Below are 23,055 nucleotides of genomic sequence, written 5' to 3' on the forward strand. Positions count from 1 at the left end.
ACGCTCAATAAGGGGATAAATGACTGTCTGGCCCGGATCTGCCTACCCGCTCGGTGCGACTTATGACGGAAACGGAACCAACTTCGCTGTGTTCAGCGAATCCGCTCACAAGGTCGAGCTGTGCCTCTTCGACGACGACAGGAACGAGACCCGTTTCGAGCTGACCGAGGTCGACGCCTTCGTCTGGCACGGATACCTGCCGCAGGTGCAGCCCGGCCAGCGCTACGGCTACCGGGTGCACGGCGAGTACGACCCGGTGAACGGAGAGCGGAGCAACCCGAACAAGCTGCTGCTCGACCCGTACGCGAAGGCCACGACCGGCGTCATCAAGTGGGGTTCGAGCGTGTTCTCCTACAACTTCGGCGACCCGCTCTCGCGCAACGACGAGGACTCGGCCCAGGACACCATGCTCGGCGTGGTCATCAACCCCTACTTCGACTGGGCAGGCGACCGCCACCCGCGCACGCCCTACTCCGACACCTTCATCTACGAGGCCCACGTGAAGGGCCTCACGAAGCTGCACCCGGGCATCCCCGAAGACCAGCGCGGCAGCTACGGCGGAGTCGCCCATCCGCTGATGATCGAACACTTCCAGAAGCTCGGCGTCACCGCCGTCGAGTTGATGCCGGTGCACCAGTTCATCAACGACTCGGCCCTGGCCGACAAGGGCCTCTCGAACTACTGGGGCTACAACACCATCGGCTTCTTCGCGCCGCACTCCGGCTACGCCTCCAACGGCGAGCTCGGCCAGCAGGTGCAGGAGTTCAAGGGCATGGTGCGCTCGCTGCACGACGCCGGCATCGAGGTCATCCTCGACGTGGTCTACAACCACACGGCAGAGGGCAACCACCTCGGCCCCACGCTGTCGATGCGCGGCATCGACGACAAGGCCTACTACCGTCACGTCGACGACAGCCCCGAGTACTACATGGACTACACGGGCACCGGCAACTCGCTCAACGTCGGCCACCCGCACTCGCTGCAGCTCATCATGGACAGCCTGCGCTACTGGGTGACCGAGATGCACGTCGACGGATTCCGCTTCGACCTCGCGTCGACCCTCGCCCGCGAGTTCTACGACGTCGACAAGCTGTCGACCTTCTTCGAGCTCGTGCAGCAGGACCCGATCGTCTCCCAGGTCAAGCTCATCGCCGAGCCGTGGGACGTCGGCCCCGGCGGCTACCAGGTGGGCAACTTCCCGCCGCAGTGGACCGAGTGGAACGGCAAGTACCGCGACACCGTGCGCGACTTCTGGAAGGGCGAGCCGTCGACCCTCGGAGAGTTCGCCGAGCGCCTCACCGGAAGCGCCGACCTGTACGAGCAGTCCGGACGTCGTCCGGTCGCATCCATCAACTTCGTCACCGCCCACGACGGCTTCACCCTCGCCGACCTCGTGTCGTACAACGAGAAGCACAACGACGCCAACGGCGAAGACAACAACGACGGCGAATCGCACAACCGCTCCTTCAACTTCGGGGTGGAGGGACCGACCGACGACCCGCACGTGCTCGAGATGCGTTCGCGTCAGCAGCGCAATTTCCTCACCACGCTGCTCATCTCGCAGGGCGTGCCGATGCTGCTGCACGGCGACGAGCTCGGCCGCACCCAGGGCGGCAACAACAACGGCTACGCCCAGGACAACGAGATCAGCTGGATCCACTGGGACAAGGCCGACGCCCCCCTGATGGAGTTCGTCGCGGCGATCGCGCACCTGCGCAAGGACCACCCGACGTTCCGCCGCAGCCGCTTCTTCGACGGGCGCCCCGTGCGCCGCGGAGAGGGCGAGCCGCTGCCCGACATCGGCTGGATCGCCCCGGACGGCAACGCCATGGCCCCGGAAGACTGGGACTCCGGCTTCGGGCGGTCGATCGGCGTGTTCCTCAACGGCGACGGCATCCGCGGCAAGGACATGCGCGGCGAGCCGATCACCGACGACCACTTCCTCATCCTGCTCAACGCGCACACCGACTCGGTCGAGTTCAGACTCCCCGAGGACGAGTACGCGACGGCGTGGGAGATCGTGGTCGACACCGCGGGTGCCGGGGTGTCGACAGAGCCGCGGATGGCCGGCGAGGCCATCACGGCTCAAGCGGTCTCGGCTCTCATCCTGCGCCAGTACAAGGGGCCGGAGCCCGACGGAGACAACTCGGTCGCCGCGTCTCTGATCGCCATGTCCGGCGCCGCGACGACGCCGATCAACACGCCCGGCCGACCGGCGGTATGACCATGGCCACCGTGAGCGCGCTCCCGTCCTCGACCTACCGGCTGCAGATCACCGCCGACTTCACCCTGTTCGCGGCCGCCGAGCTGGTCGACTACGTGAGCGCGCTCGGGGTGGACTGGGTGTACATCTCCCCCGTCCTGCGCTCGGCGACCGGCTCGAACCACGGCTACGACGTGGTCGACAACGGCATCGTCGACCCGGCACGGGGCGGGCCTGAGGGTCTCGCCGCGCTGTCGAAGGCCTGCCACGACGCGGGCCTCGGCCTGCTCGTCGACATCGTGCCGAACCACCTCGGCGTCGCGGACGCGACGCAGAACGCGTGGTGGTGGGACGTGTTGATGCACGGCCGCGAGTCGAAGTACGCCGAGGCGTTCGACATCGACTGGGACTTCGGCGGAGGAAAGCTGCGCATCCCCGTGCTGGGCGACCCGTCGGAGGGCTCCGAGACCGTGTACGACGACCTCACGGTCGTCGGCGGCGAGCTGCGCTACTTCGACAACCGGTACCCCCTCGCGCCGGGAACCGCCGACGACGGCGCGAGCCCGCGCGAGGTGCACGAGCGCCAGAACTACGAGCTCGTCGACTGGCGCCGCGCCGACTCAGAGCTGAACTACCGGCGGTTCTTCGCCGTGAACACCCTCGCCGGGGTGCGCGTCGAGGTGCCGTGGGTGTTCGACGAGTCGCACGCCGAGATCCTGCGGTGGATCCGCGAGGGACTCGCCGACGGACTGCGTGTCGACCACCCCGACGGCCTCGCCGACCCGGGCGGCTATCTCGACACCCTCGCCGAGGCGACGGGCGGCACGTACGTGCTGGTCGAGAAGATCCTCGAGGGCGACGAGCGCCTGCCTGCGTTCTGGGCCACCGCGGGAACGACCGGATATGACGCGCTCGCCGACATCGACCGTGTGCTCGTCGACCCCGCCGGCCGCGACAGGCTCGACGCGATCGACTCCGGCCTGCGCGGCAGCGACCAGCCGGTCGACTGGAAGTCCCTCATCCACGACACCAAGCGTGCGATCGCCGACGGAATCCTGAACTCCGAGGTGCGGCGGCTCGAGCGCGAGTACCACGCGAGCCATCCGCACACCGAGCACGACCTCGTCGTCGACGCGGTCGCAGAACTGCTCGCCTGCTTCCCCGTCTACCGCTCCTACCTGCCGAGCGGGGCCGGTCACCTGCACGAGGCCGCCGAGCTCGCCCGGCATCACCGCCCCGAGCTCGCGGACACGATCGACCGGCTCCTACCCGTGCTCCTCGACCCCACGGAACCGATGGCGGTGCGCTTCCAGCAGACCTCCGGAATGGTCATGGCCAAGGGCGTCGAAGACACCGCGTTCTACCGTTACACGCGGCTCGGATCGCTAACGGAGGTGGGCGCAGACCCAGAGGAGTTCAGCATCGGCGTCGCCGAGTTCCACCGCCGCCAGGCGGAGCGCCAGGCGAGCATGCCCGGATCCATGACGACGCTGTCGACCCACGACACCAAGCGCGGCGAGGACACGCGTGCCCGCATCTCCGTTCTCGCCGAGGTGCCCGACCGCTGGTCCGAGACGCTGGGTCGGCTGCGCGAGCTCGCACCCCTCGGCGACGGACCGCTGGAGAACCTGCTGTGGGAGGCCACCGTCGGCGCCTGGCCGGTGAGCGCCGATCGGCTGCACGGGTACGCCGAGAAGGCCGCCCGCGAGGCAGGCGACTCGACCACCTGGACGGCGCCCGACGAGGACTTCGAACGACGGATGCACGCGCTCGTCGACAGCGCCTTCGAGAACCACGAGGTGCGCGGCATCGTCGAGTCGTTCGTGGGCGAGGTCGAAGACGCCGGGTGGGTCAACTCCCTCTCGGCCAAGCTGATCCAGCTCACGGCACCCGGCGTGCCCGACGTCTACCAGGGCAGCGAGCTGTGGGAGACGAGTCTGGTCGACCCCGACAACCGCCGGCCGGTCGACTACGACATCCGCCGCCTGTACCTGGCGGCCGTGGACGCCGGGGCGCATCCGCTCGTCGACGACACGGGCGCCGCCAAGCTGCTCGTGACGTCGCGCGCCCTCCGCCTGCGCCGCGACAGGCCCGAGCTGTTCACGCGCTACGCCCCGCTCGAGGCGTTCGGCGCCCGGGCAGGCCACGCGGTCGCCTTCGACCGCGGAGGTGCCGTGACGCTCGCGACCCGCCTCCCCGTCACCCTCGCCGCCGCGGGGGGCTGGGGAGACACGACCGTCGTGCTGCCGGGCCGCCCGCTCGTCGACGTGCTCACCGGTCGGCGCTACCCGGGCGGCATCGTGCTGCTGTCCGACCTGTTCGAGAAGTACCCGGTCGCCCTGCTCGCGCCGGTTGAGGAGGACTGATGACCGCGTACCGTGTCTGGGCACCGGCGGCCACGACCGTCGAATTGAACATCGACGGCGAGGTCGTGCCGCTGGAGTCGTCGGGGGGCTACTGGTCGACCGACCGCGAGCAGCGCGACGGCGAACGCTACGGCTACTCGATCGACGGCGGCGCCGTGCTGCCCGACCCGCGGTCGCGCCGGCAGCCCGACGGGGTGCACGGCCTGAGCGCCGTCTACGACCCGGGCGCCTTCTCCTGGACCGACCGGAGCTGGAAGGGCAGGCAGCTCGCCGGCGGCACGATCTACGAGCTGCACATCGGCACCTTCACCCCGCAGGGCACCCTCGACTCGGCTATCGAGCGACTCGACCACCTCGTCGAGCTCGGCATCGACTTCGTCGAGGTGCTGCCGGTCAACAGCTTCAACGGCACGCACAACTGGGGTTACGACGGGGTGCTCTGGTACTCCGTGCAGGAGACCTACGGCGGCCCGGCCGCCTACCAGCGCTTCGTCGACGCCTGCCACGCCCGCGGCCTCGGCGTCATCCAGGACGTCGTCTACAACCATCTCGGACCGAGCGGCAACTACCTGCCGCAGTACGGCCCGTACCTGCACACCGAGAGTGCCAACACCTGGGGCTCCTCCGTGAACCTCGACGAAGCCGAGGTGCGCCGCTACATCCTCGACAACGCGAAGCTGTGGCTCGGCGAGTACCACGTCGACGGCCTGCGGCTCGATGCGGTGCACGCGCTCGTCGACACCGCCACGCCCCACGTGCTGAAGGAGATGGCCGAGGAGGTCGACGCGCTCAGCGCATTCGTCGGCCGGCCGCTCACACTCATCGCCGAGAGCGACCTCAACGACGCGAGCCTGGTGGCTCCGCGCGAGGCCAACGGCACAGGACTGGCCTCCCAGTGGAGCGACGACTACCACCACGCCCTGCACGTGGCGCTCACCGGCGAGACGACCGGCTACTACGCCGACTTCGCCTCTCTCGGCGCCCTCGCGAAGGTCGCCACGAAGGGCTTCTTCCACGACGGCACGTTCTCGTCGTTCCGCGGGCGCGACCACGGCTTCCCGATCGACCCGGTCACCCCGACCTGGAGGCTCGTCACCTTCTCGCAGGACCACGACCAGATCGGCAACCGCGCCGCCGGCGACCGGCTCACCTCCACCCTCGACGCGGGCCAGCTCGCGATCGCCGCGGTGTTCACCCTCTGCTCGCCCTACACCCCGATGCTGTTCCAGGGCGAGGAATGGGGTGCTTCCACCCCGTGGCAGTTCTTCACGTCGCATCCCGAGCCCGACCTCGGACGCGCCACCGCCGAGGGCCGCATCGCCGAGTTCGCGGCCATGGGGTGGGACCCGGCCACCGTGCCTGACCCGCAGGACCCGCAGACCTTCGAGCGCTCAAAGCTCGACTGGAGCGAGCTCGCCGGCGAGGAGCACGCGCGGCTGCTCACGCTCTACCGCGAGCTCATCGCCCTGCGACGCACGCTGCCGGCGCTCACCGACCCGGACTTCGCACGCCTGCGCGCATCGTTCGACGACGAGCTGCGCTGGTTCAGGCTCGAACGCGACGACGTCTCGATCGTCGCGAACTTCGGCGATTCCGAGGTCACGTTGCCGGTGCTGGAGGCGACTGTCGTGCTGTCGACGGATGCCACGGCTCGACTCGACGGGACGACGCTGGTTCTGCCCTCCCACGCCGCGGTGATCCTGCAGCACTGACCGGTCGCAAGCACTGACCGGTCGCGCTGCCGGCCGCGGCTCTAGACCGCCGCGGCCAGCAGAGCCACGACGATCGTGTCGCCCTTGGTCGACTGGCGCCCGACCTCGGTGAAGCCGAGCCGCTCGTGGAAACGCATGGAGTCGGGATTCGGCGGCTCGACGTTGACCTCGCAGGTGACCTCGGTCAGTCCCCGGTCACGCGCGGCGGCGAAGATCGCCGAGTACAGCGCCGTGCCGACACCGGCGTTCTGCATGGAATCGGCCACGACGATGCGGTCGACGTACAGGAAGTCGGATCCACGCGCCTCGAACCAGCGGTAGTTCTCGCTGTCGTAGGCGGCCCCGGCGCGCATGAGCAGCGCGAATCCCAGCACCGTGCGCGGATCGTCGTCGGCGACGACGGCCACGGTCGTCTCGGTCTCGGCGAGCAGGACGGCCATGCCGACGGCGTCGCTCGGCGACACGGCCGGCACGTTCCGGTTGTTCAGCTCCACGAGCTGGGCGATGTCGGCGGGGGTCAGTTCTCTGTGCAGCACACCTCGACCCTAGCCCCCGAAATAGTTGTCGCTGAAACTTTATTCGGCCGATCGGGAATAGTGCAGAAGTCCATGCGCTTGAATGAACCTGTGGGCACCGCCGTGCTCAGGACATCGATTCACTGGAGTTATAACCATGAGCATTGCCGCCGAAACTATCCCGGGCTACGTAGCCGGCACGTGGGCACTCGACCCCACTCACTCTGACATCACGTTCAGCGTCCGTCACCTCGCCATCAGCAAGGTGCGCGGCTCGTTCGAGAAGTTCGACGTCACCGTCGTCACCGCCGAGAACCCCCTCGACTCGACCGTCAAGGCGACGATCGACGTGGCATCGGTCAACACCAACCAGGCCGACCGCGACGGCCACCTGCGCACGAGCGACTTCTTCGCCATCGACGAGTTCCCGACCATGGAGTTCGTCTCCACCGGCATCCGCACCGAGGGCGACATCGTCTACATCGACGGCGACCTCACCCTGCGCGGCGTCACCAAGCCCGTCACCCTCGAGGGCGAGCTCGGCGGCTTCACCACCGACGGCTACGGCCAGACGAAGGCCGGCGCCTCCGCGTCGACCAAGATCAACCGCCTCGACTTCGGCGTGAACTGGAACGCAGCGCTCGAGGCCGGCGGACTCACCCTCGGCAACGACGTCACGATCAACTTCGAGATCCAGGTCGTCCTCCAGCCGTAACCCCGATCCACGCCGTCAGATACCCACGCGGCACTTGCGCCCCCATTCGAACATGTGTTCGAATGGGGGCGTGATCGGTTTAACAGCATGAGATGGTCCGGCCAGGCGATAGACACCGTGCAGAGCGACTCGCTCAGCGGCCTCGCCAGATTGAGCAACGTCGTGCGCAGCGTGCAGACTCCCGAGTTCGCGGGCATCACCTTTCACGAGGTGCTCGCCAAGTCGGCCCTGAACCACGTGCCCGGCGCGAGCAACGCCATGCCCTTCGCGTGGACGATCAATCCCTATCGCGGCTGCAGCCACTCCTGCGTCTACTGCTTCGCCCGCAACACCCACACCTACCTCGAGCTCGACGCCGGCAAGGACTTCGACAACGAGATCATCGTCAAGATCAACGTCGCCGAGGTGCTCGCAAAGGAGCTCCGGTCGAAGGGCGACAGGGTGCCCGCCGTGGCGCTCGGCACCAACACCGACCCGTACCAGCGCGCCGAGGGCCGCTACCGCCTGATGCCGGGCGTCATCGCCGCGCTCGCCCACTCGGGCACCCCGTTCTCGATCCTCACCAAGGGCACCCTCCTGCGCCGCGACCTGCCGCTGCTCGTCGAGGCCAACTCACGCGTGCCGGTCTCTCTGGCCATGTCGATCGCGATCTTCGACGACGAGCTGCAGCAGTCCGTCGAGCCCGGCACTCCGACGGCGAGGGCGCGGCTGGCCACGGTGACCGCCGTGCGCGAGGCGGGGCTCGACTGCTCTGTGTTTATGATGCCGATCCTCCCCCACCTCACCGACACCCGTGCGCACCTCGACGAGGCGCTCGCCCAGATCAAGGCCGCGGGGGCCACCAGCGTGCTCTACACGGCCCTGCACCTGCGCCCCGGAACGAAAGAGTGGTACATGCAGTGGCTCGAGCGCGAGCATCCGCACCTCGTCGAGAAATACCGGTTCATGTACTACGGCCGCAACTCCTACGCGCCCAAGGAGTACCGCACCTGGCTCGCCGAGAAGATCCAGCCGCTCATCCGCAAGCACGGCCTCACGCGCGGTCGTGAAGACCCGACGACGGGCGGGGTCGCGACGACCGCCGTGCGTTCGTCGTTCGATAACCGGGGCGAGCGGATGCCCGTCTCCTCGCTCATCGCAGAGGAGCTCCCGCCCACGAGCGCCATCAGGGCGATCGGAGAGGCCACGCTGTTCTGACCCGCCATGGAATGAATGCGCCCCCGGTCGGCGTTGGCTTAGGAATGCGGAGCACCGACGGCTGCGCGGCCGCTTCACCGAGGGAGAACACTGTGACGACCACCGACTTCGACTGGGTCAAGCTCCAGCACCAGGCGCATCTCGAGTTCGCGCGCCGCGTGGCCGCGGTCTCCGACTGGTCGGCCCCCACGCCCGACACCGAGTGGAGCGTGCGCGACCTGGTCGCCCACGTCGTCGAGGAGCAACAGTGGGTGCCCTACCTGCTCGCAGGCCAGTCGCTCGCCCAGGCGAGGGCGAGCATCGAGTCGCTGCGTGACGACCTGGCCGCGGAGTGGTCGCTGTACTCGCTCGCCGCGACGTCGGCGTGGCGCAGCACCCCCGCCGACGCGCGCGTCCAGCTGTCGTACGACACCGTGACGGTCGACGACTACCTGCGCGAACAGGTCGCAGACGTGACCATCCACACGTGGGATCTGGCCAGAGCGATCGGGGCCGACGAGACTCTCGACGACGAGCTCGTGCGTGCGGTCTGGACCGTCTTCGAGCCACAGAAGGCGGCGCTCGAGGCGAGCGGGCTGTTCGCCTCCCCGGTTCCCGTGCCCGACGACGCGCCGCTCCAGTCGCGTCTGCTGGCTATCACCGGGCGAGACGACCGGCTCTGATCGAGCGGCCTGAGTTTCCGTTTATAGCCCCCGCACCGGGCGCGTTCAATCCCTGTGATCGCGCCGGCCGTCGTGCCTACGATATGCACGCGTTGTGCTCACTCGAGGAGGCTTGACGATGAAGACGAAGCTCGATCGACGCCCTCGGGCGACGGACATTCGCCTCGACGCACTCTCGGCCACGGAGTGGCGGGTATGCGACAAGCGAGCGAAGGCGAGCGACCATCTCTCCGTACTCGGATTCATAGAGATGAGGAACGAGCACTTCGAGGTGACTCGTATGAGCTCCCCCAGTGACCTCGTGATTTTCGACAGCCTCGACGAGGCCCGGAGAATCTTCACCCTGTATGACGCGGGGCGAGTTCACACGGGAAAATTCGTGGTCTAGTCTTCCATTACAAGTGCGCAGCCTCCCGTACGACGGTGTATGGGGCCTCCTCTTTCGCAGGGGAGTCAAGACACGACGGAAGTGGACATGGGCAAAATACTCTACGGAGAATCTGGAATCGAAGTGGTATTCGACGATCGTGCAATGGCGCACCTCCAGCTCGTGATCGGCGCGAAGCTCCGCCGACGAGAGAGCTTCTTCTTCTCCTGGAAAGACGATGCGAGCGTCGGCGACGGCCGGAGCAGCATCTGGCTCGACTCGTCCATCCCCCTCTACTTCCGATACTCGGGAAGCAAGCCGGTCACGATCAACCGCGAGTGGCTCGACATACTGACGCTCTCGGCGCACACCGCTCAGGGGCTCCAGTTCACCGGCGAGCCGCACGGCGACACCCCGGCACCCCGATCCCAGATCTGAGCGCAGGCTCCCGACCGCGCGCCCGCTAACAGCCGGGCGCGAACTACGCAACCGCTTTACCGGCGGCACCGGGCTTGGTTCACTGGAGTGTCCCCCGATCGGGTGGCACCCCCCGACACTGAGGACCAAGCACTCATGACGCTCATTTCACCGAGCCATCGTCACGCCACCGACGTGAGCGTGGCGATGATCAGCGACGAGCTGTTCAGCGTGCTCACGCCGAACGAGACGCTGGGATACGTGCACACCGTGGGCCGCGTGTACGTGTCGTTGAGCGGCAGCGACATCTGCCACGCCGTCGAGGTCGGGCAGTCGCTGTCGTGGGATCGCGCCGTCGAAATCGTGAGATCGGCGTAGCGCTCAATAGAGTGGTGCGGTGACCACCTACACGCCCCGCCCCTGGCTAGCCAGCTACGCTCCCGGAGTCCCCCACGAGATCGACCTCCCGGAGGGGTCGCTCTACGACCTCGTCGAGAGCTCCGTGTCGGAGTTCCCCGACAACGTCGCCCTCGAGTTCTTCGGCGCGACGACCACGTACGCCCAGCTCGGCGACCAGATCTCCCGCGCCGCCGAGGGTCTCCGCCTGCTCGGCGTGCAGAAGGGCGACCCCGTCGCTCTCGTGCTGCCCAACGCACCCCAGCACATCGTGGCGTTCTACGCCGTGCTGCGACTCGGGGCGATCGTGGTCGAGCACAACCCGCTCTACACGCCGAGGGAGCTGCGGCACCAGTTCGAGGACCACGGCGCGAAGTTCGTCATCGCCTGGGACAAGGTCGTCGCTACCATCCAGGCGTTCCCGGCGGATGTCGCGGTGGAGACCATCGTGTCGGTGGACATCACCCGCGGAATGCCTCTGGTCACGCGCTCGCTGCTGCGCCTGCCCATCGCGAAGGCGCGCGAGTCGCGTTCCGCGCTCACCTCGAAGGTGCGCGGCACCATCCCGTGGAAGGACCTCGTCGGCCACTCCCCCGTGAAGGACTCCGTGGTGCGCCCCGTCGCGACCGACGTCGCCCTGCTGCAGTACACGAGCGGCACCACGGGCAGCCCCAAGGGCGCGACCCTGACCCACGTCAACCTCACCACCAACGCCGCCCAGTCCCGCGCCTGGACGCCCACCGTCCCCCGCGGAACCGCCGTCGTCTACGCCGTGCTGCCCATGTTCCACGCCTACGGGCTCACCCTCTGCCTCACCTTCGCGATGAGCATGGGCTCCCGTCTCGTGCTCTTCCCGAAGTTCGACCCCGACCTGGTGCTGGCCGTGGTCAAGAAGCGGCCCGCCACCTTCCTGCCCGCTGTGCCCCCCATCTACGAGCGCCTCACCAAGGCGGCGAAGGAGAAGGGCGTCTCCCTCGCCGGCATCCAGATCTCCATCTCCGGCGCGATGCCCCTGTCGGCGGCCGTCGTCGAACCGTGGGAGGCCGAGACCGGCGGCTACCTCGTCGAGGGCTACGGCCTCTCCGAGACCTCGCCCGTGGTGATGGCCAATCCGGTAGATCCCGCCCGCCGTGCGGGGACCGTGGGCCTCCCCCTGCCGAACACCGAGGCACGCGTCGTCGACCCCGAGAACCCGACCGTCGACCGGGCGCCGGGAGTCGCCGGCGAACTCCTCGTCCGCGGACCGCAGGTCTTCAGCGGATACTGGCGCAAGCCGGAGGAGACCGCCGCCGTGTTCGTCGACGCCGCAGACGACGGCGCGGCCTGGTTCCGTACCGGCGACATCGTGAGCATCGACGCCGACGGCTTCGTCACGATCGTCGACCGAATCAAGGAGCTCATCATCACCGGCGGGTTCAACGTCGCGCCGAGCGAGGTCGAGGAGTGCCTGCGCGGCTTCCGTGGCATCGCGGATGCCGCCGTGGTCGGCCTTCCCGACGGCCACAGCGGAGAAGCGGTCGTCGCGGCCGTGGTCCTCGAGCCGGGCACCGCCCTCAACGAGGAGGCGGCGCGCGCGTTCGTGCGCGAGAACCTCACCCCGTACAAGGTGCCCAAGCGCATCGTCGTCGTCGACGAGCTGCCCAAGTCGCTCATCGGCAAGGTGCTGCGGCGCCAGGTGCGCGAGCGTCTGCTCGAGTCAGAGCTGTAGGCCGTGCGCCCGTACACTGGGCGGGTGATGAAGCGAACCCCGCGAGAACGCGCCTCCCGGCTGTGGCGCTGGGCCCTCGCCACGATCGCTCTCGGACTCGTCGCCGGCATCGTCGGCATGCTGGTTCCCGGCGTGCTCGCGATCGTCGCCCCCGCCCTCTTCGTGGTCGCGATCGTGGTCGGCGGGATCGCGACGACCATCACGACCCGCAAACCGGAACTGGTGTGGATCGTGGCGGGCATCCTGATCTTCTGGGTCGTCAACAGCGCGATCTACCTGCACCTGCTCGGCCTCGCGAACAACACGCTCGCCGACGTCCCGTCGCAGGAGGCCATCGACCTGCTGAGCACGCTCTTCGTCGCAGGGGTCGGCGCGCTCATCGTCGCCGGTCTGATCTCGGTCGTCGCCTGGGTCGTCCGACCCGGCCGCTGGCTGTCGATGAACGGCCCCAGCGGCCAGTCCTGACGCTCAGCCCGCGGCGGGGATGGGGAAGACCAGGAGGGTGCTGGTCGCGGTCGCCACCACGCGACCCTCGCCGTCGGTCACGACGGCGTCGGCGAACGCCACGCGCGAGCCCGGCTTGATCACGGTGCCGACGACCGTGAGCGGGCCGGTCGTCGCGCTCACGGCGCGGAGGTAGCTGACCTTGATCTCGAGCGACGTGTAGCCGACGCCCGCCGGGAGCGTCGTCTGCACGGCGCAGCCGGCGGCCGAGTCCAGCGCGGTGCAGACGAAGCCGCCGTGCACCGAGCCGATCGGGTTGTAGTGCGACTCGTTCGGCTGGCAGGTGAACGTGGCCGTGCCCTTCCCCACCGAGACGAGTGTCATGTCCATCACGCTGATGATCGGCGGAGGAGGGATCTCCCCGTCGATCATGGCCTGCAGGTAGTCGAGTCCCGGCATGGTGGCGGCTCGAGCCGCGCCGATCATCGGGTCCTGCCATTCGATCGTGCGGGTGCGTACGGCGTCGTTCTGCGCTGAGGTCATGCCCCAGTGTCGCGCCGCTCGAACGGCTGTGGCCAGTTCACTGTGCCAACCCCACTGTGCGGCATCCGCTCGCGCTGCGGCTACTGGGGATCAGTGACAAAGTCGATGAGCTGCTCGACCCTGCCGAGCAGCACCGGCTCGAGGTCGGCGTACGAGCGCACCTGTCCGAGGATCCGCTTCCACGCCCGCGCGATGTCGGCCTGCTCGTCGTGCGGCCAGCCGAGCGCCTCGCAGATGCCGTGCTTCCACTCGATGCCGCGCGGGATGACGGGCCATGCCTCGAGCCCCAGCCTGGCCGGCTTCACCGACTGCCAGATGTCGATATACGGATGCCCCACCACCAGAACGTGGGCGCCGTGCGGACCGCGCGCCACGGCCTCGGCGATGCGGCTCTCCTTCGAGTTGGTGACCAGGTGGTCGACCAGCACCCCGAGCTTCCGGGACTTCGTGGGCCCGAACTGCGCGACCAGGTTCTCGAGGTCGTCGACGCCCTCGAGGTACTCGACGACGACGCCCTCGACCCGGAGGTCGTCGCCCCACACCTTCTCGACGAGCTCCGCATCGTGACGGCCCTCGACGTAGATGCGGCTCGGGAGGGCTACTCGAGCCGCGGCATCCGCGACCTTGAACGATCCCGACGCCGTGCGCTGGGGGCCGGCCGCCTTCTTCACGGGCGGCCCGAGGGTCACCCGCTGTCCGTCGACGAGGAACCCGCCGCCGAGCGGGAAGGCGCGGATCTTACCGTGGCGGTCTTCGAGCTCGACGCTGCCGCTCTCGATGCGCACGACGGCGCCGACGAATCCGGTCGCCGCATGCTCGAGCACGAGGTCGCGGGCTGCCGCGACGGTGGGGGCTGCGGCGAGAACGGGGCGCTTGGTGAATCCGGCGAGCGGGTCGCTGCCGTAGCGGTCGTGCGTCACCGGCTACGCCGCGTCGACGGGCGGTGCGAGGTGCAGATACTTCTCGTGCACCTGGGCGCTGGTGTGCCCGCCCGTGCCGTCGAGGTGGGTCTGCGGGGAGTCGAACTGCACGACCCACATGCGGGTGGGTCCGCCCGAGTTGGTGACGTTCTGGATGGCCGCTCCGCCGGAGCCGACGATGACGCCGCTCGGCTCGTCGGGCCAGGGCGCAGGGTCGTCGGACGACAGCCCCTCGACGTACACCTGAGCGCCGATGCCGAAATCGTGGTCCTGAATCGGAGTTGTCATGACTCCATCTTCGCCCACGTCGGGCTAGGCGCTCGCCTGACGGGCCGCGCGCGCGGCGACCAGTGCGCGATGCCGATTCGCCGCGGGCCAGGTGATGAGCAGGGCGAGCATCACGCCCAGCACCGTCCCGAGCGTGTTCGAGGCGATGTCGCGCATGTCGGTGACGCGGTAGGCGAACCAGATGCCCTGGGCGAGCTCGATCCAGCAGGCGGCGAGCACTCCCGCTCCGATTCCCGCCCACCACAGGCGGCGCCCGAAGAGCAGGACGACGAAGACGCCCATGGGCACGAACAGGATCACGTTGGCGGCGAACTCCACGATGTTGTAGTTCAGCCAGGCGGTGCTCGCGTTCGACTGGAAGATGTCGAGCAGCACGTAGACCACCGAGTCGGCCCGGAAGTCGTCCGACGAGGGGGTGAGGGTAATCCAGACGAGTCCTCCGAGATACGCCACCGTCAGCAGGCTGAGGAGGGGATGGCGTCGGAACACCCGTAGATCCTCTCAGGCTCGACCGGGCGCAACGTGGGAGAACAGTGGGTGCGGGGTGTGAACACCCCTGCGCGATCGCCCGACGCGAGGCAGGATGGTTGTATGGAGACACCGCAGATCGCCCACGTGCCCGAGGAATCCCGCTTCACCCTCACTCTCGACGACGAGGTGATCGGCTATGCCCAGTACCGCGACGTCGACGACCAGCGCGTATTCACACACACCGTCGTCGAGCCGGAGTTCGGCGGGCGCGGCTACGCCACCCGGCTCGTCGAAGCGGCGGTCTCCGACGCGCGCGCCGCGGGCAAGCGCATCGTGGGCGAATGCCCCATGGTCGAGAAGTGGCTGACGAAGCATCCGGAGCTCGACGACTTCGTCGACGCGCCCACGCGCTGACCGGGCTCTGACCAGCCCGCTACGCGACCACGAGGAAGCCCGTGGTGACGAGCTCGCGCACGCCGGGCACGACTTCGGCGAGGAGCTCGTCTTCGTCGACCTCGAGCAGGTGGGCGACGGCGGAGCAGATCGCGCCGAGCGGCAGCTCCCCGTCGCAGGCGCCGACGACCGCGGCGAGGGCGGTGCCGAGCGGGAAGGTGCGGCCGAAGCCGCCGCCCTGGCGCAGGTCCATCACGGTGGGGTGCTCGTCGCCCGGCCAGTAGTGGCGCTCCTCGGTCACGTCGCCGGCCGCGACGAAGGTCGAGGCGACCAGGGCCGCATCCGTCAGTCGTGTCAGCGTGTCGTGCGCGGCGAGCGTCGCGGCGATGTGGCCGCCGAGTCCGGTCGCGTTGTGCCCCAGCGCTCCGGGCAGGCGTTCGAGCCTGCGGAGCGTGGGGGCGCCGTCGAGCGGCCGGCGCAGAGTGATGTAGCCGAAGCCGATGGCGGTGACGCCGCGTGCGGCGAAGTCGTCGAGCCAGGCGGCGTAGAGCCGGTCGTACTCGTCGGTGCGCGGCAGGGTGCCGCCGTCGCGGATCCACGTCTCGGCGTAGAGCGCCGCGTCCTGGACCTCGCGCTCGACGATCCACGCATCGAGTCCCGTGCCGTCGAGCCAGACCCCGACGCGGTCGAACGCGTCGACGCCGTCGCGGTATTCCCAGTTTCCGAGCAGCTGGGCGACGCCGCCTGGAGCGAGGCGGTCGGCGGCTCCCGCGATGACGGATGCGACCAGGGCATCACCCACGAGGCCGCCGTCGCGGTACTCGTATGACGGCACACCGTCGCCGCGCGGGGTGATCACGAAGGGCGGGTTGGAGACGATCTGGTCGAATGTCTCGGCGTCGACGGGCTCGAACAGGCTGCCGAGCCGGAACTCGATGCTCGTGACGCCGTTCAGCTCGGCGTTGAACGCGGCGAGTTCGAGGGCACGCTGCGAGATGTCGGTGGCCACGACGCGTTTCGCGTGGCGGGCGGCGTGCAGCGCCTGGATGCCGCAGCCGGTGCCGAGGTCGAGCACGCTGCCGACCCTCGTGCCGATCATGAGACCGGCGAGGGTCGTCGACGCTCCCCCGACGCCGAGCACGTGGTTCTCGGGGATCGCCGTGCGCAGGGCCGCCTCGCCCAGGTCGGAGGCGATCCACCAGCTGCCCGGTCCGAGCGAGTCGATGAAGGCGTGTGGGCGCAGGTCGAGCAGCGGTGTCGCCGTGCCGCCGTCGACGGAGACGAGTCCGAGCGAGACCGCGCCGTCGAGCCCCAGCCGTGGCAGTGCCTCTCCGAGCCGTGCGGCGTCGACGGGGAGGCCCAGCACGAACGCTCCGGCCACGACGGCCACACCGTTCGCGCCGTCGACGGCCCGGCGCGCGGGTTCGCGCTGACCGCGGCGCAGTGCGGCCGCGGCGTCCGCGCCCCACAACGCGTCGACCGTCTCAGCCGTGTAGTCGGCGGTGAAAAGGTCGTCGCGGAGCGCGGAGATGAGGTCGGAGGTCACTGCGACATTCAACCTCATGTCGGCGACGGGGTGTGACCGGGCGCACGATTTTCGAGCACGCCTCGGTGCGGGTCAACCCCCGCATCGGCGCGCCGGGCGCGACCTACTCTTAACGCACGATAGGCGGATGTGCGCGACGTGTTCGCCCCCAGACGCCGGAGGTTGTGACCATGCGCCGTGTCTTCTACCCCAGTGGTTCGGTTCTCACCGGCGACTCGATCGCCCAGGCCGTGCTCGAGTTCGCCGAGGCTCTCGCCAAGGACGGCAGGGCCGACATCATCGAGATCCCCGTGGTGCTGGGCTCCGGCACCACCGGTACGGCGACGCTGCTCGTCAGCCCGGCGAGCCAGTTCGCCAGTGTGACCGAGGAGTCGGAGCTGACAGGGCCCGTCGACGACGTGCTCGTGGCGGACCTGCGCAATCGAGCACGCAAGGTCGCCGCCCATCGGGCCACGACGCAGCAGCAGTTCGTCGACTACTTCGCCGGCCACGACGACTACGAGTAGACGGGCGGTTCGCTCAGCCCTCCGGCTCCTCGACGATGCGCAGCCCGCCCGGGCTGTTCGCGCTGATCGTGAGGGCCTCCAGCCAGAGACGGTTCACGGCGGGCGGCTGGGCGCTCGGATAGTTGAAGTAGAGCGGGATCGAGCGGTGCATCCAGATGCAGCTCCTGCCGTCTCCGACACCGGGCGCGTCCTTCCAGGAGAAGAGGAACCCCTCGTCCCGTCGCAGCTTTGCGACGATCACCGCCTGCAGGTGCGCGAGCACCCGATCGTCGAACTCGATTTCCAGATTGGCGTTGCCGTAAACCAGCGTTCCCACGATGCCCCCGCTTTCCACACTCCGTACTACACGCAGGCACGCACAACCGTGCACCGCTTGGCGTGAGCATACGCTCAAAAAATACGTTGTCTCATTTTTGGGGCTCGGGGGTGGTGCGGCTCGCGCTCGGCGAGTATCGTTCCGCGCTGGTGCGGTCTCGGTGATGTGTACACTGTGAACAAGATCAGATCGCACCACGCGCCAGGAGCCCGCTTGACTACCAGCAACGCCACCCCCCTCCGCGACACCTACCGTCACGGAGATCTACGGCAGGCGTTGCTCGCCGCCGGACTGGAGCTGGCCAGGGCAGGGGGGCCGGCAGCCGTGGTGCTGCGCGAGTCGACCAGACAGGTCGGGGTATCCCCCAACGCCGCGTACCGACACTTCTCCGACCGCAACGCACTGCTCACCGCGGTGTCGGATGCGGCCCTCGGCCTCGCCGCCGACTCCATGGTGCGGGAGGTGGAGGCGGTGGCCTCGACCGAAGACCCCGCCGCCGACGCCCGGCGTCGGTTGCGGGCAGTGGGCCTCGGATACCTGCGGTTCGCTCGGGAGGAGCCCGGGCTGTTCCGCACCGCGTTCTCGGTTCCCGACGACCTCGCCCGTTCCGGCGACGCGAGCAAGGCCGGCGTGGCAGGGCTCACGCCCCTGCAGGTGCTGAGCGCCAGCCTCGACGAGCTCGAGAGCACCGGCGTGCTCCCTCCCGAGCGCCGCCAGGGCGCCGAGCTGCTCGCCTGGTCGGCGGTCCACGGCCTCGGCATGCTCGTGATCGACGGCCCCCTGCGCGGCCTCACCGAGGAGATGATCGACGGCGCCACCCAGCGGCTGCTCGACATGGTCGAGCGCGGCATCTAGCGGCGACCCCGGGAGGGCGAGGTCCCTTGCGGGCCTCTGTCGCTGGCTGGCGCGGGCTGGCTCGCTCGCTGGCTGACTGGGCGGCTGGGTGGCTGGGCGGCTGGGTGGTCATTTCTGTACCTTTGGACCGCCCGACTCCCGCCACAACTGGCCACCCAGCGCCGAGTCGAACAACCGACGTACCCACGACCCCCGCACCCGCGACCTGGGTGGCCACTTCTGCACCTTTGGACCGCCCGACTCCCGCCACAACTGGCCACCCAGCGCCGAGCGCCGAGCGGTGAGCGGTGAGCGGCGAGCGGCGAGCGGTGAGCGGCCAGCGGCGAGCGGTGAGCGGCCAGCGGCGAGCGGTGAGCGTCCAGCGCCGAGCGGCGAGCGGTGAGCGGCGAGCGCCGAGCGGCAAGCGGCGAGCGCCGAGAAAGGCAGACGGCAAGCCGCATCGACGGCGCCACCCAGCGGCTGCTCGACATGGTCGAGCGCGGCATCTAGCGGCGACCCCCGGAGGGCGAGGTACGCTGAATCGACCGTCGAGCCCCCGAGGAGATCGTGAAGCCGCTCAGCGAGACCGACATCCGTTCCAGCTTCGTCAACGCCACCCGCGGCGAGATCGACCGCATCCCGCTGCCCGGCCTGCACGAGGTCCTGTGGGACAGCCGCGAGTACCTCGGCTGGCGCGACCCGCAGTCCCGGCTCCGCGGCTACCTGGTGCACTGGTCGGGCGACGTTCCCGTTGGCATCGTCCTGCGCGCCTCCGAGGTCGGGCTCACCCGCGGCATCTCCGCCATGTGCGCCCTCTGCCGCACCCCGCAGCCCTCGCACCAGGTCACCATGTTCTCCGCGCCACGAGCGGGCGAGGCCGGACGCAACGGCAACACCATCGGCACCTACATCTGCGACGACCTCGCCTGCTCGCTCATCATCCGCATCACGCCCGCCGCCCAGCCGCTGCACCCGTCCCCCGCCGACATGGTGGCGAGCCGCGCCGAGGGCCTGCTCGAGCGGGTGCGCGCGTTCACCGCCGACATCATGCGCACGGCCTAGATGTCGACGCGCATCCTCCTGCTCGCCGACACCCACGTGCCGAAACGCGCCAGGGCGCTGCCCGACCGGGTGTGGCGGGCGGTCGACGACGCCGACGTGGTGATCCACGCGGGCGACTGGGTCGACGTCTCCCTTCTCGACGAGCTCGAGGCGCGCGCGAGCAGTGTCATCGGCGTCTGGGGCAACAACGACGGGCCAGACCTGCGCTCTCGACTGCCGGAGGTCGCCCGCGTCGCCGTGGAGGGCATCCGCATCGCCGTCGTGCACGAGACCGGCCCCGCCGCGGGCCGCGAGGCGCGCTGCGACGCGGCCTACCCCGACACCGACCTGCTCGTCTTCGGACACAGCCACATCCCGTGGGACACGGTGACGCCGAACGGCCTGCGCCTGCTGAACCCCGGCTCGCCCACCGACCGCCGGCGGCAGCCGGTCGCCACGATGATGACGGCGGTGGCGGATGCCGGCCGGCTCACCGCGCTCGCCGTCGTGCCAGTCGAGAGGTAGGGCCGGTCGAGAGGTGACCGGGGCGCCATTCTCGCACCGCGCGCCGACACACGCGAGGGGTTGAAGCCCCCGTATCCCGGTGCCAGCGTGGACTCCGACCGAAGGAGTTCTCTATGTCCGACGACACCGATCTCGACACCATCCGCACGATCATCGACGCCGCCAAGGTGGCCATCCTCACCACGACGAGCACCACGGGCGAACTGCACAGCCGACCGCTCGCCGTTCTCGATGGCACGTTCGAGGGATCCGTCTGGTTCTTCACCCAGGATCCCAGCCCGAAGTCCGACGACATCGCGGCCAACCCCGAGGTGAACGTCTCCTACGCAGACGGCAAGGGCTACCTCTCGCTCGCGGGCACCGCCACGATCGAGCACAACCCGACCCGGATCGACCAGCTGTGGAACCCCATGGCCGAGGCGTGGTTCGAGAACGGCAGGGAAGACCCGACGGTCGCCCTGTTGCGAGTCGACGCCCGCAGCGCCGAGTACTGGTCGAGCGACAAGCCCGGCATCGTTCGGGCCTTCGAGATCGCCAAGGCGGTGGTCACCAAGTCGGCACCCGACGTCGGCGAGAACCGCACGGTGGCGCTCTGATCATGGCCGAGCTCACCTTCCGCACCGGCCAGCCCCGCTGGATGGACATGCAGAGTCGCGACATCGACGCATCCGTCGCCTTCTACACCGAGCTGTTCGGCTGGAACGCCGAGTCGTCGCCGCCGGAATATGGCGGCTACGTCGAGTTCTCGAGAGACGGCAACACCGTGGCGGGGATCATGCCGCGGCCAGACGACTCGACCGGCGACGACGCCTGGATCGTCTACCTCGAGGTCGCGGACGCCGCCGCCACCCAGGAGGCCGCCCGCGCGAACGGTGGCGAGGTCGTGGCAGGCGGCGATCTCGGCGAGGTGGGCACGTGGTTCGTGCTGACGGATGCCACGGGAGCACGCATCGGCGGATGGCAGAACGGCAACCACTCCGGATTCCAAGTGAGGACCGGCCCGGGCGCGCCCGTCTGGCACGAGCTGCACACCCGCGACTTCGACCGTGCCGTCTCGTTCTACGAGACGGTGTTCGGCTGGCAGACCGAGGTGCTGGGCGACACCCCCGAGTTCCGGTTCTCGACGCTCGGCTCGGGAGACGACGCCGTCGCAGGCATCTACGACGCGACCGCGGAGCTGCCCGAGATCGAGCCGGCCTTCTGGGACGTCTACTTCGGCGTCGAGAACGCCAACGACTCGGCGGTGCGCGTGACGGAGCTCGGCGGGACGATGCTCGAGCAGGTGGAGAAGACCCAGTACGGCCGCATCGCGCACGCCGTCGACCCGAACGGAGGCCGGTTCGCCATCATGCAGGAGCCGTGATGGCGCCGGTATGAGATGGAGTCGCCTAGCCTGAGGGCGTGACGATATCTCGAAGGTCCTGTGTCGCGCTGGCGGTCGCGATCGGCACGGTGCTCGCCGTGACATCCTGCACCCTGCCCGCCGATGCCCAGTCGACGCCCGACGGCGTCACCAGCCTCGCGAGCTGGGCGGAGTACGAACTCGCCGCGCTGCCCGGCGTCGTGGCCGTCGAGGCCGGCCAGTACAACGAGACCGACGACGTGGGCGCCGACATGCTCGACGCCGACCTCTGGGGGATGGACCTCGACGTGGTCGTCGACCCGCTGATCGGCGCGGACGACATCGCCGCCGTCGCCGAGGCGACGCGCGAATTCTCGGAGACGCACGCGGGCACCGCGGTCTGGGCGGCACGCGTGACCATCGCTCCCGCCACCGAGACCGTCGACGACTCGTCGACACCGGACCGACTGCGGGTCGACGTGTACCCCGAGGTGGTCGGCTCGGCAGGCGACGCCGCGCGCGCCGCCCTCGAGGTGTCGGCGATCCCCTCGGTCGCCTCGGTGACGGTGATGAGCGTGCCCTCGATCCAGGTGACCGAGGCGGCCGACCTCGGCGCCGCGCTCGATGCCGTCGAGAGGCTGCCGTTCTGGGCCGAGGGCGGAAACCTCTCGACCGTCGACGGCCGGGTCAGGCTCGCGGATGTGCCCGAACTGATCACGAACGCCGGCCTCCTGGCGATCGCCGACACTGCCCGCGCGCACCCCGGCGGGCAGTTCTGGCTGGAAGCGGCGAACGAGGGACCGCGCTACCCCGAGCTCTATGTCGACGGCGTCTCGGTCGACGAGGCCGCTGCGATCGCCGCCCGGTTCCTCGACCCGGCAATGACCGCCGCCACCGCCTCCGCCTACGTGCTCGAGTTCAACATCCGCGCGGTCGGCGCCGAGGGAGCGATCGACACCTACGGCACCTTCGGCGGCGTGCCCTCGCCGTAGCCGTCAGCCCTGGTCTGCGAGCCAGTCCCCGGCGCCCGGCTCGCCGCCGTCGCCGCCGAGGGCGCGCTCGCGGAACGCGATCATGTTCATGCGGTTGCCGCAACGCACGCTGCAGAACCGCTTCGAGGCGTTGCGCGACAGGTCGAGCAGCAGCCCGTCGCAGTCGCCGGCCGCGCAGCGCCGCAGCCGTCCGGTCTCGTTCGTGCGGATCACGTCGACGAAGGCGAGCGCCGCCTCCACCCCGATGCGCTCGGCGAGCGGCGCCTGCGCGTCGGTCGCGTGCAGGTGCCAGTCGAGCGCGTCGTGACGCACGAGCTGCGGCAGGGCTCGTGCGCTGGCCAGTACGTCGTTGACCTCCGCCACGGCGGCGGCGCGGTCGAGGCTCCAGATTCGTCTCAGTCGTTCCCGCATCGCGCGAACCTCGGCGAGCTCGGCCTCGTCGAGGTCGACCCGGCCGGAGTACCCGCTCGACGTCACGAGGTCGCCGAGTGCCCGCGGCGAATCGAGCTCGTCACGGCCGCTTCTGGTCGCTCCTGCGACGGTGTTCGCCAAGTCGACCACGAACATCAGACTGGCTTCTGTGTCAGGGGCAAAATGCAAGTTGACTCCTTACTCACTGCAACACTAACGTCGGTC

At 69.2% G+C, this 23,055-nt stretch carries 27 protein-coding genes; 19 read left to right on the forward strand and 8 right to left on the reverse strand.

Features of this window, described 5'->3' with window-relative positions; all coding sequences use genetic code 11:
• The first annotated feature begins 19 nt into the window (after positions 1 to 19).
• The 3 genes from glgX to treZ are packed head-to-tail and all read left to right on the forward strand — an operon-like array spanning position 20 to position 6,281.
• Complete coding sequence (glgX, locus tag ABIE21_RS06915; protein WP_354024036.1) at positions 20 to 2,224, forward strand: glycogen debranching protein GlgX; 2,205 nt, start codon at positions 20 to 22, stop codon at positions 2,222 to 2,224.
• A gap of 11 nt (positions 2,225 to 2,235) precedes the next feature.
• The gene (gene treY / locus ABIE21_RS06920) at positions 2,236 to 4,569 is read left to right on the forward strand and encodes a malto-oligosyltrehalose synthase (protein WP_354024037.1); all 2,334 of its coding nucleotides are present in this window, start codon (positions 2,236 to 2,238) and stop codon (positions 4,567 to 4,569) included.
• The gene (gene treZ / locus ABIE21_RS06925) at positions 4,569 to 6,281 is read left to right on the forward strand and encodes a malto-oligosyltrehalose trehalohydrolase (RefSeq protein WP_354024038.1); all 1,713 of its coding nucleotides are present in this window, start codon (positions 4,569 to 4,571) and stop codon (positions 6,279 to 6,281) included. The genes treY and treZ overlap by 1 nt, the downstream gene beginning before the upstream one ends.
• A gap of 41 nt (positions 6,282 to 6,322) precedes the next feature.
• Here treZ and ABIE21_RS06930 read toward each other — a convergent pair whose 3' ends face one another.
• Complete coding sequence (locus ABIE21_RS06930; protein ID WP_354024039.1) at positions 6,323 to 6,817, reverse strand: GNAT family N-acetyltransferase; 495 nt, start codon at positions 6,815 to 6,817, stop codon at positions 6,323 to 6,325.
• A gap of 136 nt (positions 6,818 to 6,953) precedes the next feature.
• Here ABIE21_RS06930 and ABIE21_RS06935 point away from each other — a divergent pair, with 136 nt between their 5' ends.
• From ABIE21_RS06935 to ABIE21_RS06970, 8 genes are all read left to right on the forward strand, one after another.
• Positions 6,954 to 7,511, forward strand: coding sequence for a YceI family protein (locus ABIE21_RS06935; protein WP_354024040.1), 558 nt, complete (start codon positions 6,954 to 6,956; stop codon positions 7,509 to 7,511).
• A gap of 87 nt (positions 7,512 to 7,598) precedes the next feature.
• The gene (locus ABIE21_RS06940; RefSeq protein WP_354024041.1) at positions 7,599 to 8,708 is read left to right on the forward strand and encodes an Rv2578c family radical SAM protein; all 1,110 of its coding nucleotides are present in this window, start codon (positions 7,599 to 7,601) and stop codon (positions 8,706 to 8,708) included.
• Between the two features lie 92 nt (positions 8,709 to 8,800).
• Complete coding sequence (locus tag ABIE21_RS06945; RefSeq protein ID WP_354024042.1) at positions 8,801 to 9,370, forward strand: TIGR03086 family metal-binding protein; 570 nt, start codon at positions 8,801 to 8,803, stop codon at positions 9,368 to 9,370.
• 118 nt (positions 9,371 to 9,488) lie between these two features.
• Entirely contained in the window at positions 9,489 to 9,758 is a 270-nt protein-coding gene (locus ABIE21_RS06950) for a hypothetical protein (protein ID WP_354024043.1), read from the forward strand.
• 87 nt (positions 9,759 to 9,845) lie between these two features.
• Positions 9,846 to 10,175 (forward strand): DUF7882 family protein, encoded by a 330-nt coding sequence (locus ABIE21_RS06955; RefSeq protein WP_436232308.1) that lies wholly within the window; start codon positions 9,846 to 9,848, stop codon positions 10,173 to 10,175.
• Positions 10,176 to 10,310: 135 nt separating this feature from the next.
• The gene (locus tag ABIE21_RS06960; protein WP_354024045.1) at positions 10,311 to 10,532 is read left to right on the forward strand and encodes a hypothetical protein; all 222 of its coding nucleotides are present in this window, start codon (positions 10,311 to 10,313) and stop codon (positions 10,530 to 10,532) included.
• A 19-nt stretch (positions 10,533 to 10,551) separates the two neighbouring features.
• Positions 10,552 to 12,258 (forward strand): long-chain-fatty-acid--CoA ligase, encoded by a 1,707-nt coding sequence (locus ABIE21_RS06965; protein WP_354024046.1) that lies wholly within the window; start codon positions 10,552 to 10,554, stop codon positions 12,256 to 12,258.
• A gap of 24 nt (positions 12,259 to 12,282) precedes the next feature.
• On the forward strand, positions 12,283 to 12,723 hold the full coding sequence (locus tag ABIE21_RS06970; RefSeq protein ID WP_354024047.1) for a hypothetical protein: 441 nt from the start codon (positions 12,283 to 12,285) through the stop codon (positions 12,721 to 12,723).
• 3 nt (positions 12,724 to 12,726) lie between these two features.
• Here ABIE21_RS06970 and ABIE21_RS06975 read toward each other — a convergent pair whose 3' ends face one another.
• The 4 genes from ABIE21_RS06975 to ABIE21_RS06990 all read right to left on the reverse strand — a co-directional run bounded on the left by ABIE21_RS06975 (position 12,727) and on the right by ABIE21_RS06990 (position 14,942).
• Positions 12,727 to 13,245 (reverse strand): PaaI family thioesterase, encoded by a 519-nt coding sequence (locus tag ABIE21_RS06975; RefSeq protein WP_354024048.1) that lies wholly within the window; start codon positions 13,243 to 13,245, stop codon positions 12,727 to 12,729.
• 80 nt (positions 13,246 to 13,325) lie between these two features.
• Entirely contained in the window at positions 13,326 to 14,165 is an 840-nt protein-coding gene (locus tag ABIE21_RS06980) for a DUF3097 domain-containing protein (RefSeq protein ID WP_354024049.1), read from the reverse strand.
• 3 nt (positions 14,166 to 14,168) lie between these two features.
• On the reverse strand, positions 14,169 to 14,453 hold the full coding sequence (locus ABIE21_RS06985; protein ID WP_354024050.1) for a hypothetical protein: 285 nt from the start codon (positions 14,451 to 14,453) through the stop codon (positions 14,169 to 14,171).
• A 24-nt stretch (positions 14,454 to 14,477) separates the two neighbouring features.
• Positions 14,478 to 14,942 carry a VanZ family protein gene (locus ABIE21_RS06990; RefSeq protein WP_354024051.1) on the reverse strand — a complete coding sequence of 155 codons (465 nt, stop codon included), beginning with the start codon at positions 14,940 to 14,942 and terminating at the stop codon, positions 14,478 to 14,480.
• Positions 14,943 to 15,044: 102 nt separating this feature from the next.
• Here ABIE21_RS06990 and ABIE21_RS06995 point away from each other — a divergent pair, with 102 nt between their 5' ends.
• On the forward strand, positions 15,045 to 15,338 hold the full coding sequence (locus ABIE21_RS06995) for a GNAT family N-acetyltransferase (protein WP_354024052.1): 294 nt from the start codon (positions 15,045 to 15,047) through the stop codon (positions 15,336 to 15,338).
• A gap of 19 nt (positions 15,339 to 15,357) precedes the next feature.
• Here the strand turns inward: ABIE21_RS06995 and ABIE21_RS07000 are convergent, their stop codons facing one another.
• The gene (locus tag ABIE21_RS07000) at positions 15,358 to 16,881 is read right to left on the reverse strand and encodes a DUF7059 domain-containing protein (RefSeq protein ID WP_354024053.1); all 1,524 of its coding nucleotides are present in this window, start codon (positions 16,879 to 16,881) and stop codon (positions 15,358 to 15,360) included.
• Between the two features lie 152 nt (positions 16,882 to 17,033).
• Between ABIE21_RS07000 and ABIE21_RS07005 the strand changes: the two genes are divergently transcribed.
• Positions 17,034 to 17,369, forward strand: a complete 336-nt coding sequence (locus tag ABIE21_RS07005; protein WP_354024054.1) for a hypothetical protein — start codon at positions 17,034 to 17,036, stop codon at positions 17,367 to 17,369.
• 13 nt (positions 17,370 to 17,382) lie between these two features.
• On the opposite strand, the gene ABIE21_RS07010 is transcribed toward ABIE21_RS07005, so the two are convergent.
• A complete protein-coding gene (locus ABIE21_RS07010) occupies positions 17,383 to 17,685 on the reverse strand; it encodes a DUF7882 family protein (RefSeq protein WP_354024055.1) in 303 nt (100 codons plus the stop codon).
• A 213-nt stretch (positions 17,686 to 17,898) separates the two neighbouring features.
• Here ABIE21_RS07010 and ABIE21_RS07015 point away from each other — a divergent pair, with 213 nt between their 5' ends.
• The 6 genes from ABIE21_RS07015 to ABIE21_RS07040 all read left to right on the forward strand — a co-directional run bounded on the left by ABIE21_RS07015 (position 17,899) and on the right by ABIE21_RS07040 (position 22,419).
• Complete coding sequence (locus ABIE21_RS07015) at positions 17,899 to 18,540, forward strand: TetR-like C-terminal domain-containing protein (RefSeq protein WP_354024056.1); 642 nt, start codon at positions 17,899 to 17,901, stop codon at positions 18,538 to 18,540.
• Between the two features lie 546 nt (positions 18,541 to 19,086).
• Positions 19,087 to 19,581, forward strand: coding sequence for an FBP domain-containing protein (locus ABIE21_RS07020; protein ID WP_354024057.1), 495 nt, complete (start codon positions 19,087 to 19,089; stop codon positions 19,579 to 19,581).
• On the forward strand, positions 19,582 to 20,085 hold the full coding sequence (locus ABIE21_RS07025; RefSeq protein ID WP_354024058.1) for a metallophosphoesterase family protein: 504 nt from the start codon (positions 19,582 to 19,584) through the stop codon (positions 20,083 to 20,085). It begins immediately after the preceding gene.
• Between the two features lie 113 nt (positions 20,086 to 20,198).
• A complete protein-coding gene (locus tag ABIE21_RS07030; RefSeq protein WP_354024059.1) occupies positions 20,199 to 20,681 on the forward strand; it encodes a pyridoxamine 5'-phosphate oxidase family protein in 483 nt (160 codons plus the stop codon).
• Positions 20,682 to 20,683: 2 nt separating this feature from the next.
• On the forward strand, positions 20,684 to 21,448 hold the full coding sequence (locus ABIE21_RS07035; RefSeq protein WP_354024060.1) for a VOC family protein: 765 nt from the start codon (positions 20,684 to 20,686) through the stop codon (positions 21,446 to 21,448).
• 38 nt (positions 21,449 to 21,486) lie between these two features.
• On the forward strand, positions 21,487 to 22,419 hold the full coding sequence (locus tag ABIE21_RS07040) for a hypothetical protein (protein WP_354024061.1): 933 nt from the start codon (positions 21,487 to 21,489) through the stop codon (positions 22,417 to 22,419).
• Positions 22,420 to 22,422: 3 nt separating this feature from the next.
• Here the strand turns inward: ABIE21_RS07040 and ABIE21_RS07045 are convergent, their stop codons facing one another.
• On the reverse strand, positions 22,423 to 22,986 hold the full coding sequence (locus ABIE21_RS07045; protein WP_354024062.1) for a CGNR zinc finger domain-containing protein: 564 nt from the start codon (positions 22,984 to 22,986) through the stop codon (positions 22,423 to 22,425).
• Between the last annotated feature and the right edge of the window lie 69 nt (positions 22,987 to 23,055).

The organism is Conyzicola nivalis (assembly GCF_040548875.1).
GTDB classification, from domain to species: domain Bacteria; phylum Actinomycetota; class Actinomycetes; order Actinomycetales; family Microbacteriaceae; genus Conyzicola; species Conyzicola nivalis_A.

Excerpts from the sequence above, each read along its gene's own strand:
- ABIE21_RS06995 (WP_354024052.1), top strand. The coding sequence starts at position 15,045 with ATGGAGACACCGCAGATCGCCCACGTGCCCGAGGAATCCCGCTTCACC.
- ABIE21_RS07045 (WP_354024062.1), bottom strand. The coding sequence starts at position 22,986 with ATGTTCGTGGTCGACTTGGCGAACACCGTCGCAGGAGCGACCAGAAGC.
- ABIE21_RS06960 (WP_354024045.1), top strand. The coding sequence starts at position 10,311 with ATGACGCTCATTTCACCGAGCCATCGTCACGCCACCGACGTGAGCGTG.
- glgX (WP_354024036.1), top strand. The coding sequence starts at position 20 with ATGACTGTCTGGCCCGGATCTGCCTACCCGCTCGGTGCGACTTATGAC.
- ABIE21_RS06950 (WP_354024043.1), top strand. The coding sequence starts at position 9,489 with ATGAAGACGAAGCTCGATCGACGCCCTCGGGCGACGGACATTCGCCTC.
- ABIE21_RS06955 (WP_436232308.1), top strand. The coding sequence starts at position 9,846 with ATGGGCAAAATACTCTACGGAGAATCTGGAATCGAAGTGGTATTCGAC.
- ABIE21_RS07000 (WP_354024053.1), bottom strand. The coding sequence starts at position 16,881 with ATGAGGTTGAATGTCGCAGTGACCTCCGACCTCATCTCCGCGCTCCGC.
- ABIE21_RS06935 (WP_354024040.1), top strand. The coding sequence starts at position 6,954 with ATGAGCATTGCCGCCGAAACTATCCCGGGCTACGTAGCCGGCACGTGG.
- ABIE21_RS06975 (WP_354024048.1), bottom strand. The coding sequence starts at position 13,245 with ATGACCTCAGCGCAGAACGACGCCGTACGCACCCGCACGATCGAATGG.
- ABIE21_RS07005 (WP_354024054.1), top strand. The coding sequence starts at position 17,034 with ATGCGCCGTGTCTTCTACCCCAGTGGTTCGGTTCTCACCGGCGACTCG.
- ABIE21_RS07030 (WP_354024059.1), top strand. The coding sequence starts at position 20,199 with ATGTCCGACGACACCGATCTCGACACCATCCGCACGATCATCGACGCC.
- ABIE21_RS06940 (WP_354024041.1), top strand. The coding sequence starts at position 7,599 with ATGAGATGGTCCGGCCAGGCGATAGACACCGTGCAGAGCGACTCGCTC.
- ABIE21_RS06985 (WP_354024050.1), bottom strand. The coding sequence starts at position 14,453 with ATGACAACTCCGATTCAGGACCACGATTTCGGCATCGGCGCTCAGGTG.
- treZ (WP_354024038.1), top strand. The coding sequence starts at position 4,569 with ATGACCGCGTACCGTGTCTGGGCACCGGCGGCCACGACCGTCGAATTG.
- ABIE21_RS07035 (WP_354024060.1), top strand. The coding sequence starts at position 20,684 with ATGGCCGAGCTCACCTTCCGCACCGGCCAGCCCCGCTGGATGGACATG.
- ABIE21_RS07025 (WP_354024058.1), top strand. The coding sequence starts at position 19,582 with ATGTCGACGCGCATCCTCCTGCTCGCCGACACCCACGTGCCGAAACGC.